Here is a 12857-nt window from a genome sequence, read left to right on the forward strand (position 1 = left end):
GGACCAGCCGGCCGCCAGGGCGGCAAAGCGCCGAAGCCGGCGCCCGTTTCCGGCGGTGCGGTGCCTGAAATTCTCTCCTGCGGCCAAGGGGATAGCGCCCGGCGCCTGCACGCCCTAGCTCTATGCCACGGCACGCGGAACACCGTGGCCGCAGGTAGAACACCAAACAAACGAATGGAGTGTCTCACATGAAAAAATTCGCGCTGACCGCCGCCGCTGTTGCTGCTCTGGCTGCTTCGCCGCTGGCCGCGATGGAATCCATCACCGAGGCTGACACGGACGGCAACGGCACCTATTCGCTGGAGGAACTGCAGGCGGCCTATCCGGATCTGACCGCGGAAACCTTTGCCACCATCGACTCCAACGCCGATGGCGAAGCCGACCTGGCTGAGGTGCAGGCAGCGGAAGAGGCCGGCTTGCTGGCAGCAGAAGGCTGATCCCGCGGCAAGGCGGCTCCCCCATCCCCCCCGAGCCGCCTTGCCACCTGAAGTCCCGCCGGTTTCAAACGGTTCAAGGGCCCTGCAGTGCAGGGCCCTTTTCATTTGGCCATGCGGCGGGGTCAGCCGCCGTCCGCCTGTTGCTTCAGCCGCTCGATATGGCGGGCAAAGACATAGGTCAAAGGCAGCCCCAGCAGCAGCCCCCAGGCCACCGACTCATATGGGGTCAGCACCCGCCAGCCGATCCAGCTGGCGATCAGCGAGGCAAAGAAGATGTTGACGGCCGCCGCGCCCGCCCCGAACGGGTAAAGCGCCGCCAGCAGCCGCCAGGAAGGCCGCGGTGTCATCGCCGGCTCACCAGGTATTGGACAAACCCCAGGCTGACGATCAGGGCGATGGAGCCGATCAGGAACCAGAACTCCGCGGTTTCGGTTTGCGGCTGCGGGATCGGACGCTCGAACGTGGTGGCAAAGGCGCTGGAAGGGGCCAGCAGGGCCAAAGAGAGGATGCGTTTCATCTCAGTGCTCCATGGTCAGGGATTGATAGATTTCCGGCAGCGCGCGCGGCAGCCGGTCCGGGTCGGGCAGCAGGGTGAACCCCGCGCGCCCGAAGATGCGGGCAAACCAGTCCTGCCCGTCGGCGTCGATCACCACGCCATGCACCGACTGGCCTAGGGCGCGCGCCTCGCGTACCGCCATGCGGCTGTCCTCGATGCCGTGCACGCCTTCATAGTGGTCCAGATCGTTGGGCTTGCCATCGGTCAGCACCAGAAGCAGGCGGCGTTCGGATCCTTCCTCGGCCAGCTGGGCAGAGGCATGGCGGATTGCCGCGCCAAGGCGGGTGTAGTGGCCGGGTTTGAAGCCGCCGATGCGGGCGGTGACCGCCTCGGACATCGGATCCTCGAAGCCTTTGGCGCGGGTCAGGAACACCCGGTCGCGGCGCAGGGAGGAGAACCCCCAGATGCCCAGCCGGTCGCCTGCGGTGGCAATGCCGCTGGCCAGGGCTGCCAGCGCCTCGCGGGCGGTCTCAATCACCGGGCGGTCGCCGACCGTGGCCTCAGTCGAGCGGGAGCAGTCCATCAGCACCGCCACGCTCAGGTCGCGGGCCATCGGGCGGCTGGCCTGCCAGACCCGGTCGCTACCCTGCTGGCCGCAGGCCAGATCGACATGGGATTTCACCACCGCTTCCAGATCCAGCTCATCGCCGTCCAGCTGCCGCGGCAGCATCACCCGGCGCGGGTGCAGCGGCGCGAACTGGCGGCGCACCCGGGACACCAGCCGCGGGTCGGGCTGGAAGCTGTCCGCGGGCTTGCCCTCGGCTTCCAGAACGCGGGCGTGGGCGGGCATGTGCTTGCCCAGCCGGTGGTTCCATTCGGGATAGGTGAACTGCCCCGCCAGCCGCTCGTGCTCGGCATCCTGCGGCGACAGGTCCAGCGAGATCCGCAGCCGCGACGCAGCGCGTTTCATGTGCTGCGAGAGGGTGAGATTGTCCTGATCCTCCGCCGCTTTCTGGGCGTTCTCGTTGTCGTCGTCATCGACCATCCGGTTGATGTTCAGGCTTTCGGCCCAGGACAGGATGGATTCGAACCGGTGAACGATGAAGCTGTCCTTGCGGGTGGTCTGGTCCTGATCCTGCCGTTTCGCCGTCTTGCGGGTAGAGACGGCGAGACCGGGTGTTTTCATCTCCTCCGCTTCGGGGGCAGCCCCCCTGCCCGCCTGCGGTGCGGCCAAGCGCAGCCAGAACGGCACCGGCTGAAACGTCCGGTAACCGCGCGGGGCGGTGCAGGTGCAGGGTTCGGCAATCCGGCAGTCGGAACCGATCTGGTCCAGCACCATACGTTCGATCCGCGCCTCGAACCGCGGCAGTCCGTTGCGTTTGCGCGTCCCGGCAATATAGGCACAAAAGTCGCCATAGGCAGACCGCAGCCCCGGACAGGCGGCAAACACCTTGTCGGCGGCGCGGGCATTGGCGGCGATCTCCAGCTGGTCGGCTTGATAGCGGTCCTCGTTGCGGTCCGGCAATTCGATCATGGCGGCCATTGCGGCCAGCCACAGGTAGGCCTTGCGGTTCAACTCGCGGCTTGAAAATGCGGCCATTTCCGGTGGCAGGCGCAGGCGCTCGCCGTCAAAGCCGGCCACATGCACCATTTCCCGCGGGGTGCCGATGCGGCGCAGCCGGTCCGGGCGGTGATCCGACAGCACCGCAGGCGCCACCTGGATTTCCACGCCCCCGGCCCCGCCCAGCGCCCGGAACAGCGCCGCCGCGCTGGCGCGCATGTCCTCGAACCGGACGGTGTGTTCGGCCCCATCCTCTGCGGCGCCGATCCGTGTGGCCATGCCGTGCCACAGGTTGCCAACCGTTTCTTCGGGTTCCAGAAGGTCGAGAGCGTGGATCATGGCATCACCCGTAGACGCTGGCGGCAAGGTCGCGCAGCGCTTGCTGCACGTCACTCTCGTCGCTGAGGGGTTCAATGATGGCGGCCTCCACCGCGCGCTCCACGCCCATGCCCTTGGCGATCAGCGTCGCGGCGTAGATCAAGAGGCGGGTGGACACACCTTCCTCCAGATCCATACCGGAGAGCTTGCGGATATGGCCCGCCAAGCGCACCAGCGCGGCGGAGCGGTCCTCGTCCAGCCCGCTCTCAGACGCAACCACCGCGGTTTCGGCAGAAGCCTCCGGGAAGTCGAAGCCGATCGACAGGAAGCGCTGCCGGGTCGAGGGTTTCAGCTTCTTCAGGATGTTCTGGTAGCCGGGGTTGTAGCTGGCCACCAGCATGAAGGGCTTGGGGGCTGCCAGCTCCTCGCCGGTGCGGTCGATGACCAGGCGGCGGCGGTCGTCGGTCAAGGGGTGCAGCACCACGGCCACGTCTTTGCGGGCCTCCACCACCTCATCGAGGTAACAGATGCCGCCCTCGCGCACCGCGCGGGTCAGCGGGCCGTCGACCCAAACCGTCTCCCCGCCTTTCAGCAGGTAGCGCCCGATCAGGTCGGCGGCGGACAGGTCGTCATGGCAGGCAACGGTGTGGAGGGGCAGCCCGAGCCGGGCCGCCATATGTTCCACGAACCGCGTCTTGCCGCAGCCGGTGGGCCCCTTCAGAAGAAGGGGCAGACCGTTGGCTTGGGCCATCTCGAAGACGGTGCATTCATCGCCTGCGGGACGGTAGAAGGGCACGGAAGGCATATTCATCGCGTTCATGGCTTACTCTCCCGGTACGGCCACGGGGCCGGGTTTGATGACTTCGCGGCGGACCACAACGGTTGCGTAGATGAACAGAAGCGCGCCCAAGACCACCACCGCGCCAGAGCCGAGGCGCATCAGGTAGAACAGTCCCAGCTGGTCCTGCACGTCCATGAAGTAGTCGCCGACAATGCGCTGCATGTGGGTCTGGATGGTGCCGGCAAAGGTCAGCACGAAGGTCATGAAGGCCATGCCGCCGGTCATCAGCCAGAAGGACGCCATGTTCAGCACCTGGTTATAGGGATCGCGGTTCTTGAGCTGCGGCATCGCATAAGTAAACATCGCCAGGTTCATCGCCACATAGGCGCCGTAGAACGCGAGGTGCCCGTGGGCGGCGGTGATCTGTGTGCCGTGGGTATAATAGTTCACCCCGTGCAGCGTGTGCAGGAAACCCCAGACGCCAGCGCCGAAGAAGGCCACGGTGGATGCCCCGAGCGACCACAGGAGCGCGGCCTTGTTCGGGTGGTTCTTGCGGCCCTTCCAGACCATGATGAAGGCAAAGCTCATCATCGCGAAGAACGGGATCACTTCGAGGGTCGAGAAGATCGAGCCGATCCACTGCCAGTAGCCGGGCGTGCCGATCCAGAAGAAGTGGTGGCCGGTGCCGAGGATGCCGGAGAACAGGGCCAGCGCCACGATGACATAGAGCCATTTCTCCACCACCTCGCGGTCAACGCCGGTCAGTTTCAGCATCAGGTAGCCAAGGATCGCGGCCATCACCAGTTCCCAGGTGGCTTCGACCCACAGGTGAACAACGAACCACCAGTACATCTTGTCCAAGCTGAGGTTGTCCGGGTTGATGAAGGCGAAGATCCACAGGAGCGACAACAGCCACAGGCCCATCAGGAGGATGTTGGTGATCGCCGTCTTGCGGCCTGCCAGCACGGTCAGGGAGATGTTCACAAGGAAGATCACCGCCGCAACCAGAATGCCGAACTTGACCCACAGGGGCTGCTCCAGGAACTCCCGCCCGCCGTGGATGCCAACAAGGTAGGAGCCGACTGCGCCCAGCGTGCCAACGACAAGAATTGCCAGCTGGATATAGGCGAGTTTCACCGAGAACAGCTCACGCTCGGATTCTTCCGGCACGAGGTAATAGGCGGCACCGAAGAAGCCCAGCAAGAGCCAGACAATCAGCGCGTTGGTGTGCAGCATCCGCACGATGTTGAACGGCAGAAGCTCGCTCAAGGTGTTGGGCCAGACATAGATCCAGCCGGCCAGCAGACCGCCCAGAACCTGAATGGCGAACAGGCCCATTGCCACCATGAAATAGGCATAGGCCACTTTTTGAGATTGATATTTCATTGCTTTTCTCCCCTCAGCCCGCGTCGTTCGGCGGCCAGTTCTGGGTATCGGTCTGATCCGCCCAGCGCAGGAATTCGGACAAGGCCTTGGTCTCTTCCTCGGTCAGTTCGAAGTACGGCATCTGGCGGCGGCCCTCGACGCCGGAGGGCTGCGCCTTCATCCAGCCATTGAGCATTTCATAGGCGCCTTCGGGGTCATCCAGCACGCCCCAGCGGGTCATCACATTGCCCACTTCCGGTGCGAAATAGGCGCCCTCGCCGTGCAGCGTGTGGCAGTTGATGCAGGAATGACGCTCCCACACATGCTTGCCTTGGCGCACCTCGTCGGTCAGCTCCATGCCAGCGGTGGATGTGTTCACGATGAAGCGGTGGCTGTGCGCGGTCATGGCCACGAACACGACGACGAAGAACAAGGAGCCCCCGTAGAACACGTTCCTGGCCCGCGACTTGGTAAGTATCTCTGACATATCGCGGTCCTGAGTACAGTTGCGGATAGGCCCTGCCTAACTGCGCGCACTGCCGGATATGTTGTTGAAGCGCAAAGACCGGGCGCATTGCTGCACGCAAAATGCAGGAAAAGGAGGACAGGCCATGCGACGCCCAGATTTCGACAATCCCGACCTGCCGCTTTCCGAGCTGTTCCACCATTGGCCGGCCTGCGCGGGCGAGTTCATGAACCGCCAGATGCTCTGCCCCGGCTGCCCGATCGCGCCGTTCCACACGCTGGTTGATGCGTGCGAGGAATACGGGCTGGAGGAGATGGCGTTCCGCGAGCAGTTAAGGGGCGTCATGGCGGCCATATAAAAACTATTTTGAAGATATCACTGATGGTCCCTTGCAATCGCGAGTCGCATACCCCACCTTGGTGGAGCAAAGCGCTTCCTACGACCTTCTGTTTCCTCACGGCCCCAGTTGTTCCGATGTTGACACTGGGCCGGGCTATCGCGTGTTGCGGATAGCATTTCAAAAGGAGACGACACGATGGCCAATGGCACCGTGAAATGGTTCAATTCTCAAAAAGGTTTTGGTTTCATCGCGCCCGAGCACGGATCGCGGGACATTTTTGTCCACATTTCCGCCTTGGAACGCGCTGGCATCCAGCAGCTTGACGACGGCCAGGCCGTGACTTTCGACATCGAAAGCGGCCGCGACGGACGCGAGTCCGCCAGCAACCTTGCCCTCGCATAAGACGCTGACGGCCTGAGACCTCTAGCGGGAGCATGTTGCAATGCTCCCGTTTCCCGCATCTGCCAAAACTGTCTGTCAGACGCGGTTTTCCAAAAAGCACAGAAAGATAGAACTTGATAGAAATTTCCTGGGGCACTCCCATGACCATTTTCCTGCCTTCCGAGGGCCGGACCCAAAAAATCACCACAATCGAACAAGCCCATTTCTGGCTGCAGAAAGCTTGGCCGGTTTCCGACCGCAACAGAGATGTTGCGATTGAAAAGATCGATGCCGTCATGGATTGTCTCGCGCCTGTCGGCGCCGCCCGTGACGCATTCCTCTCGGCCGTTAACACCGCCGGTTTCCAAGCGGACCTCCCCGCCGCCGCGTAACCTGCGACGCTTTACCGGCGCCGCCGCAGCTGCGCCGCTTCCATCGGCCCCTTGCCGCACCCGGGAGCAGGTCCGAACCGAGCTTTCGCGCGCGCAATGGAACTCTCCCAAAATCAGCCTCGCAGGAGTGAACAGATGTCCAAGCTTAACACTGAGGAATTGAAACTTGCCGGCCTGACCCGCAAGGAGACGGCGATGGAAAAGACCGCGCGTGCAGCGCGTGAAATCCTGGAGGACGAAAACGAAATGCGCCGCAACAAGATTGAGCGCCTGAGACGTTCCCGGCTTCAGTATGAGCGCGGCAACCCGCCCTCGAAGGACTCCGAAGACACCTGAGTCCGCCCCGGAACGGTCAACCATCCTGAACACCGGGCATAGCCGGGCTGCCAGACGGCGCCGGGAATACCTGCTGCAAGTGGCCTGACAGCTGTTGCGCAGGCATGTCTGCCACCGGGGATGCTTGGGCTGATCCGCGCTCTGTCCGTGATGGAACAAGCCGGACAGCGGAACACTGGCCGGTCTGCCGCCAGTTGCTCCCCCTGCTGCTACCCCTGCGCCCCGCTCAAAACCACCAGCCTGTGCGGGGCGGTGACCACGATGTGCTTGCGGGTGGATTTCACCACGCCGTCTTTCTCCCAGGCCGACAGCAAGCGGCTGACCGTGTGCAGCGTGGTGCCGGTCATCTCCGAGATATTGCGGCGGGTCACCGGGAAGGCGATCTCGATCCCCTCCTCCACCTTGCGGCCCGACTGGGTCACCATCCGCAGAAGCGCCGCTGCCACCCGCTGTTCCACCGCCTGCGTGGCCAGTTCGGTGATCCGCGTCTGCATCTCGCCGAGCCGCTGGCCCAGGGTGTTGTAGCTTTCGGTGGCAAAGCCCTGGTACGTGGCGGTGAACTCCCCCCACAACCGCACCGGCCAGGACAGCGCCAGCGATTCCGAGGCGGCGATGGCGGTGGCCGGATAGGTGTCGCGGTTCAGCGCAGGCGCGATGCCGAACAGCTGGCCCGGTGAAATATGCAGCGCGATGATCTGCTCACCGCCTTCGGTGGTCTTCACCACCCGGATGTAACCGTCCAGCAGCAGGTGAAAGCGTTCGGCGTCATGGCCCTCATGAAAGATCTCCGCCCCCTCGTCATAGCGCTTGGGCAGCGCCTGATCGAGGATTTCGCGGATCTGGCTGCGCTCCAGGAGGCTGAAGGGCGGCAGACCGGTCAGAAGGCTTTCGTCGAGCTTGGACAAGAATGCACCGCAAGTTTGCTGAAGGACAAAGAGGTCTCCCCGCCGTTATCGCATAGTGAGGCCAGAGGAAACAACCGTGCGGGAAAAACCGGCACCCGGAACCGGGGTAGCCTCCCTCGACCCTGCCCGCCGGAGCTGATCCACGGGGTTCGGCGAAAGATTGCGTCCCTTGCGCTGAACCGGCGGGCGGCACCTGACCAGTGCCGCCCGCCCTTCGTTGACCGGACGCAAGGAGGCCACCATGGCTGCGCGAACCGAATATACCGGACCTGTTCTATTTTCCTTCGGCTTCAGGCCGTTCTTTCTGGGCGCTTGCCTGTTTGCCCTGCTGGCGGTGCCCGCCTGGCTGCTGATCTGGCGCGGCGACCTGGGGTATAGCGGGCCGTTCCAGGCAACAGACTGGCACATTCACGAGATGATCTTTGGCTATGGCGCCGCCGTGGTTGCGGGCTTTTTGTTCACTGCGGTGCCGAACTGGACCGGGCGGATGCCTGCCCGCGGCTGGCCGCTGGCGCTGCTTTCCGGACTGTGGCTGCTGGGGCGGCTGGCGATGGCCGGCTGGCTGGACCTGCCCGCGCTGGGGGTATTGCTGGTCGACTGCGCTTTTCTGGCCGCCGTCATCGCAATGATCGCGCGCGAGATCATCGCCGGTGAAAACTGGCGCAACCTCAAGGTTCTGGTACCGGTCACCCTGCTGGGCCTCGCCAACCTATGCTTTCACCTTGAAGCGATGACCGAAGGCGCGGCGGATGTCTCGCGCCGCCTGGGCATTGCGGTTCTGATCTTTCTGATCATGCTGATCGGCGGGCGGATCATTCCCAGCTTCACCCGCAACTGGCTGGCGAAACAGGGGGCTGCGAAAATGCCCGCGCCCTTTGGCAAGTTCGACGCGGTGACGCTGGTCTTTGGCGCGGCGGCGCTGGTGGCCTGGACCGCAGCGCCCTGGGCCGCCGTCAGCGGCGCGCTCCTGCTGGCCGCGGGCCTGCTGCACCTGCTGCGGCTGGCGCGCTGGCGCAGCCTTGCCACCCTGCCGGATCCGCTGCTGCTGATGCTGCACCTGGCCTATGCGCTGGTGCCCGCGGGGCTGATCGCGGCGGGCGGCGTGCCCTTCGGCCTGCTGCAGCCCGCGGCGGCGGCGCATATCCTGGGCATCGGCGCCATCGGCGGCATGACCCTTGCGGTAATGATGCGCGCCACCATGGGCCACAGCGGCCGCCCGCTGGTGGCAGGCCCGGCCCTGACGCTTGCCTTCATGCTGCTGCTGGGCGCGGCCGCCCTGCGTCTTGCGGGCAGTGCAGAGCTTGCCGCGGGCTGGGACGGGATCACGGTTTCCGCCGTGGTGTGGACCGCAGGATTTGCTTTGATGGTGCTGAAGACCGGCCCCTGGCTGATCACGCGGCGCATTGGCCCCAAGAAAGTGTCCGGCAAGCCATGAATCCGGGCGGATACCCGCCTCCTCAGCCGCAGCAAACATGTATGGCTCACGTAAAATTAACGGCCTTCTCAGAAGCTGCCATTCCGGATAGGTAGGAATGGATTGCAAGAGGAGGTCCTGAATGCAGTGGAAAGCTGCCGCCGCCGTGGTGCCGCTGCTGTTTTGGGCCGTCCAGAGCCTGGCGCAACCCGCCGGGCTCGATGCGTTCCGGCGTCCGGATACCGTGCCGTTTCCGGAGAACGCGCCCTATGACCGCGGAATTGCCACCCTGGGCAAGATGCTGTTCTTCGACCCGCGCCTGTCCGGCGCACAGAACATCAGCTGCTCCAGCTGCCACAACCCCTCTTTCGGCTGGGGAACCCCGGTGCCCAAGGCGATCGGCGCCGCCGACAACCCCGTGCACCGCCATGCGCCGACGATCCTGAATGCTGCCTGGATCACGCCGCTGTTCTGGGACGGGCGCGCGGCCAGCCTGGAGGAACAGGCAGTGGGGCCGATCACCGCCCCGGATGAGATGAACGCGAGTTTTGAGGACATTACCGCCCGCCTGACGGCAGTGACCGAATACAAGGCCTGGTTCGAGCGGCTGTTTCCCGGCCAGGGCATCCGCAAGGAAACCATCCTCACCGCCCTCGCCACCTATCAGCGCACCATTGTCAGCGGGGTTGCCGGTTTTGACCGCTGGGTCAGCGGCGATGACGCCGCAGTGCCGGAGGCCGCCAAACGCGGCTTTGCGCTGTTCACCGGGCGGGCAAATTGCGTGTCCTGCCACTCCGGCTGGATGTTCACCGACAACAAAATGCACGACATCGGCCTGCCCGCCTCGGACCTGGGCAGCGGCGGCGTGTCACCGCAGGATCCCGCCGGGTACTTCCGCTTTAAAACCCCGGGCCTGCGGAACATCGCCTTGCGGGCACCCTATATGCACGACGGCTCGCTGCCGTCGCTGCCTGCGGTCCTCCGCCATTACGCCGATGGCGGCGCGGCGGGCGTTGAGCGGCAAACGGACATCGCGGGGTTTGCCGCCAGCGAGGGCGACATTGCAGACCTCATGGCCTTTCTTGAGACACTGACGGACAATGAAACCAATGTGCCCACTCCGATCCTGCCGGCCAATTGATGCGCGCGGCTGAAGGCATCCGTTCATGATCATCAAGCGATCCATCGTCCTGCCGGTTCTTGTGATTACGGTTGCGGCGCTGTTTGCTGTGCTGCTGGTCGGCGGCATGGCGGTCTATGCGTCCAGCCGCAAGGACGCCGTTCTGGAGGCCGCCCTGGAAGTCACCCGCCGCACCAGCAGCGTCAGCACCGGCATCACGGCCGCCCAAACCTATGCCCAGGACGTGCTGGCGATGACCCGGCTGATCCCGCAGGAGGACGTGGCCGCAGAATTCCAGGCGCATCTTCAGGTCATCAACCGCGATCTGAGCGCCCTCCTGCAGCAGCCCCTGCCGGCGCCGCTCCGCGGTGAAGCTGAAGCATTGAACCAGGCGCTGGCGGAATGGTGCCAGATGGCAGTGGTTCTGCTCAGCATCAAGCCGGCCCAAGAGATCCCCACGCTCAGCGCGCTGATGATGAGCAGCGAAGCCGTCACCCGGCAGGCCGCGCTGGTGACCGCCCTTGCGGCGGCGCACGCGGAGCACACCGTGGCGGCAACCAACCAGGCGCTGTCCCGCATCTTTGTGCTCGGGCTGACGGGGACCGCGCTGATCATGGCCGCGGCACTGATCTTTTCGATGCGCAAGGCCCACGCCATTTCAGCGGCGATCCAATCGGCCGCCGCCAAGCTGCAGCGGCTGGCCAGCGGCGAGCAATCCGGCCCGCCAAAGGCCGAAGACGAGATTCGCGCCGTATTCGCAGCGCTCGACACGCTGGCCGCGAGCCTGCAGGAAAAGAAGCGGATTGCCGAGCGTCTGCAGCAGGAAAAGGCCCGCGCAGAGGCCGCAACGGAGACGAAGTCCCGTTTTCTGGCCACCATGAGCCATGAAATCCGCACCCCGATCAACGGCGTTCTGGGCATGGCGGAGGTGCTGAACGAAACCCGGCTGACCCCGGAACAGACGTCCTGCACCAGCACGATCCTCGCCTCCTCCGAGGCGCTGCTGCGCATCGTCAATGACATTCTCGACTTTTCCAAGCTGGAAGCCGGCAAGGCGCAGATGCTGCAGCAGCCGTTCAACCTGCGCGATGTGATCTATGATGTGGCCACGCTGATGTCGCCGAGCGCCACCGCCAAGGGCGTTGAAATCTGCATCGACATCCCCGAGCACACGCCGCCGGAGTTCATCGGCGACAGCGGCCGGGTGCGGCAGATCCTGATGAACCTGGTCGGCAACGCCGTCAAATTCACTCTGGAGGGCCACATCAGCATCACGCTGAATTACGATCCCAGCCACAACATTCCGCTGTGCATCGACGTCCGCGACACGGGCGTCGGCATCCCCGAAGACAGCATCGGCCAGATCTTCCACGCCTTCGAGCAGGTGGAAAGCACCACCGCACGGCGCTTTGAGGGCACCGGTCTGGGGCTGGCCATCTCCTCGCGGCTGGCGCAGGCCATGGGCGGGCGCATCGACGTGGTCTCGCAGGCCGGCAAGGGCTCCTGCTTCACTGTGTGCCTGACGCTGCCGGTTGCGGCTCCGTCACCGGCGCCTTCCAGGCCGCTGGCCGGCAAACGGGTTGCCGTGGTGGCCGATCTGCCGTTCTCGCGCGATGTGCGGCTGCGCCAGCTGGCCTACTGGGGGGCGGACACGATGGTCCCGCCCGGGGCGGCAGAGCTGCTGGAGCAGGTGGAAGCGCTGGCCGCCCGGCAGCAGCAGCCGGACCTGGTGCTGGTGGAAAACAGCGTGCCGCTGGAACAGGCCAGGCAGCTGTGCCAGCGGCTGCACGGCCTGCCCGGCTGCCGGGAGCTGCCGGTGGTGTTCTGCGTCGGCAGCCGGCTGATCTCGGAATACCAGGCGCTCAAGCAGTGCAGGACCTTGCACGTGCTGATGAAACCTGCCCGCAACAGGGTGCTGCTGCGGATGCTGCAAGTGGCGCTGCAGCCCGGCGCAGAGCCTGCTGCCCCGGCTGCGCTGGCTGCGGCAGCCGCGCCAGCGGGCGCAGGATTCAGCCGCCTGCGGCTGCTGGTGGCGGAGGACAACCGCACCAACCAGCTGGTTCTGAAGAAGATGCTCGGCCCGTCCGGCATCCAGATGACCATTTGCAGCAACGGCCAGGAGGCGGTCGAGACCTTTGCGGCGCAGCCGTTCGATCTGGTGCTTATGGATATGTCGATGCCGGTGATGGACGGGCTTGAGGCGACCCGCCGGCTGCGGGCGTGGGAGCAGGAGAACGGCCGCGCGCCCTGCCCGATCCTGGCCCTGACCGCCAATGTGCTGAGCACTGATGAGGCCGCCTGCCGCGCGGCGGGCATGGTGGGTTTCCTGTCCAAACCCGTGCGCAAGCAGGAACTGCTGGATCAGATCGCCAAATGGACAGGCACCCCGGACGCCGGGAGCGCCGCACTGCAAGCCAGGCAAGCCTGACCCTCCCCCGCTCCGTGCGGCAGCTGCCCCTTGGCAGCCTTGCCCTGCCCGCGCCGCGCAATCACGCGATCACACGGTTTGACACGAAATCGTGAAGCACTACCTGAAACCTGCAGT

At 64.8% G+C, this 12857-nt stretch carries 15 protein-coding genes; 8 read left to right on the plus strand and 7 right to left on the minus strand.

The genetic code is table 11. The annotated features are described in order from the left end of the window. The first annotated feature begins 188 nt into the window (after nt 1-188). Nucleotides 189-437, plus strand: coding sequence for a calcium-binding protein (locus B2P87_RS03535; protein ID WP_008554669.1), 249 nt, complete (start codon nt 189-191; stop codon nt 435-437). A 122-nt stretch (nt 438-559) separates the two neighbouring features. Here the strand turns inward: B2P87_RS03535 and B2P87_RS03540 are convergent, their stop codons facing one another. Genes B2P87_RS03540 through B2P87_RS03565 form a run of 6 tightly spaced genes read right to left on the minus strand, consistent with a single transcriptional unit; the run spans nt 560 to nt 5445 of the window. Beyond that, nucleotides 560-784, minus strand: coding sequence for an NnrT protein (locus tag B2P87_RS03540; RefSeq protein ID WP_141889653.1), 225 nt, complete (start codon nt 782-784; stop codon nt 560-562). Beyond that, nucleotides 781-954 carry a hypothetical protein gene (locus tag B2P87_RS03545; RefSeq protein WP_167510233.1) on the minus strand — a complete coding sequence of 58 codons (174 nt, stop codon included), beginning with the start codon at nt 952-954 and terminating at the stop codon, nt 781-783. The genes B2P87_RS03540 and B2P87_RS03545 overlap by 4 nt, the downstream gene beginning before the upstream one ends. Before the next feature lies 1 nt (nt 955). Continuing rightward, complete coding sequence (locus tag B2P87_RS03550; RefSeq protein WP_141889652.1) at nt 956-2833, minus strand: nitric oxide reductase activation protein NorD; 1878 nt, start codon at nt 2831-2833, stop codon at nt 956-958. Between the two features lie 4 nt (nt 2834-2837). Beyond that, entirely contained in the window at nt 2838-3632 is a 795-nt protein-coding gene (locus B2P87_RS03555) for a CbbQ/NirQ/NorQ/GpvN family protein (protein WP_008557247.1), read from the minus strand. Between the two features lie 3 nt (nt 3633-3635). After that, the gene (locus B2P87_RS03560; protein ID WP_058286548.1) at nt 3636-4979 is read right to left on the minus strand and encodes a cbb3-type cytochrome c oxidase subunit I; all 1344 of its coding nucleotides are present in this window, start codon (nt 4977-4979) and stop codon (nt 3636-3638) included. A 13-nt stretch (nt 4980-4992) separates the two neighbouring features. Then, a complete protein-coding gene (locus B2P87_RS03565) occupies nt 4993-5445 on the minus strand; it encodes a c-type cytochrome (protein WP_141889651.1) in 453 nt (150 codons plus the stop codon). A gap of 124 nt (nt 5446-5569) precedes the next feature. On the opposite strand from B2P87_RS03565, the gene B2P87_RS03570 reads away from it, so the two are divergent. The 4 genes from B2P87_RS03570 (at nt 5570) to B2P87_RS03585 (ending at nt 6873) form a co-directional block, all read left to right on the plus strand. Further along, entirely contained in the window at nt 5570-5782 is a 213-nt protein-coding gene (locus B2P87_RS03570) for a hypothetical protein (RefSeq protein ID WP_141889650.1), read from the plus strand. Nucleotides 5783-5959: 177 nt separating this feature from the next. Further along, nucleotides 5960-6166 carry a cold-shock protein gene (locus tag B2P87_RS03575; RefSeq protein ID WP_008553396.1) on the plus strand — a complete coding sequence of 69 codons (207 nt, stop codon included), beginning with the start codon at nt 5960-5962 and terminating at the stop codon, nt 6164-6166. A gap of 140 nt (nt 6167-6306) precedes the next feature. Next, a complete protein-coding gene (locus B2P87_RS03580) occupies nt 6307-6537 on the plus strand; it encodes a DUF982 domain-containing protein (RefSeq protein ID WP_141889649.1) in 231 nt (76 codons plus the stop codon). 135 nt (nt 6538-6672) lie between these two features. After that, entirely contained in the window at nt 6673-6873 is a 201-nt protein-coding gene (locus B2P87_RS03585; RefSeq protein ID WP_058286545.1) for a hypothetical protein, read from the plus strand. 209 nt (nt 6874-7082) lie between these two features. Here B2P87_RS03585 and B2P87_RS03590 read toward each other — a convergent pair whose 3' ends face one another. Further along, nucleotides 7083-7778 (minus strand): Crp/Fnr family transcriptional regulator, encoded by a 696-nt coding sequence (locus B2P87_RS03590; protein WP_141889648.1) that lies wholly within the window; start codon nt 7776-7778, stop codon nt 7083-7085. Between the two features lie 241 nt (nt 7779-8019). Between B2P87_RS03590 and B2P87_RS03595 the strand changes: the two genes are divergently transcribed. The 3 genes from B2P87_RS03595 to B2P87_RS03605 all read left to right on the plus strand — a co-directional run bounded on the left by B2P87_RS03595 (nt 8020) and on the right by B2P87_RS03605 (nt 12740). Further along, nucleotides 8020-9213 (plus strand): NnrS family protein, encoded by a 1194-nt coding sequence (locus B2P87_RS03595; protein WP_141889647.1) that lies wholly within the window; start codon nt 8020-8022, stop codon nt 9211-9213. Nucleotides 9214-9334: 121 nt separating this feature from the next. After that, nucleotides 9335-10333, plus strand: a complete 999-nt coding sequence (locus tag B2P87_RS03600) for a cytochrome-c peroxidase (RefSeq protein ID WP_141889646.1) — start codon at nt 9335-9337, stop codon at nt 10331-10333. 25 nt (nt 10334-10358) lie between these two features. Next, the gene (locus B2P87_RS03605) at nt 10359-12740 is read left to right on the plus strand and encodes a hybrid sensor histidine kinase/response regulator (protein WP_141889645.1); all 2382 of its coding nucleotides are present in this window, start codon (nt 10359-10361) and stop codon (nt 12738-12740) included. Nucleotides 12741-12857: the final 117 nt, after the last annotated feature.

Source organism: Leisingera sp. UBA4491 (assembly GCF_002388965.1).
GTDB lineage: Bacteria > Pseudomonadota > Alphaproteobacteria > Rhodobacterales > Rhodobacteraceae > Leisingera > Leisingera aquaemixtae.

Coding starts and splice junctions, on each gene's coding strand:
- B2P87_RS03605 (WP_141889645.1), top strand. CDS start 10,359: ATGATCATCAAGCGATCCATCGTCCTGCCGGTTCTTGTGATTACGGTT.
- B2P87_RS03560 (WP_058286548.1), bottom strand. CDS start 4,979: ATGAAATATCAATCTCAAAAAGTGGCCTATGCCTATTTCATGGTGGCA.
- B2P87_RS03580 (WP_141889649.1), top strand. CDS start 6,307: ATGACCATTTTCCTGCCTTCCGAGGGCCGGACCCAAAAAATCACCACA.
- B2P87_RS03585 (WP_058286545.1), top strand. CDS start 6,673: ATGTCCAAGCTTAACACTGAGGAATTGAAACTTGCCGGCCTGACCCGC.
- B2P87_RS03600 (WP_141889646.1), top strand. CDS start 9,335: ATGCAGTGGAAAGCTGCCGCCGCCGTGGTGCCGCTGCTGTTTTGGGCC.
- B2P87_RS03540 (WP_141889653.1), bottom strand. CDS start 784: ATGACACCGCGGCCTTCCTGGCGGCTGCTGGCGGCGCTTTACCCGTTC.
- B2P87_RS03555 (WP_008557247.1), bottom strand. CDS start 3,632: ATGAACGCGATGAATATGCCTTCCGTGCCCTTCTACCGTCCCGCAGGC.
- B2P87_RS03550 (WP_141889652.1), bottom strand. CDS start 2,833: ATGATCCACGCTCTCGACCTTCTGGAACCCGAAGAAACGGTTGGCAAC.
- B2P87_RS03535 (WP_008554669.1), top strand. CDS start 189: ATGAAAAAATTCGCGCTGACCGCCGCCGCTGTTGCTGCTCTGGCTGCT.
- B2P87_RS03570 (WP_141889650.1), top strand. CDS start 5,570: ATGCGACGCCCAGATTTCGACAATCCCGACCTGCCGCTTTCCGAGCTG.
- B2P87_RS03565 (WP_141889651.1), bottom strand. CDS start 5,445: ATGTCAGAGATACTTACCAAGTCGCGGGCCAGGAACGTGTTCTACGGG.
- B2P87_RS03595 (WP_141889647.1), top strand. CDS start 8,020: ATGGCTGCGCGAACCGAATATACCGGACCTGTTCTATTTTCCTTCGGC.
- B2P87_RS03575 (WP_008553396.1), top strand. CDS start 5,960: ATGGCCAATGGCACCGTGAAATGGTTCAATTCTCAAAAAGGTTTTGGT.
- B2P87_RS03545 (WP_167510233.1), bottom strand. CDS start 954: ATGAAACGCATCCTCTCTTTGGCCCTGCTGGCCCCTTCCAGCGCCTTT.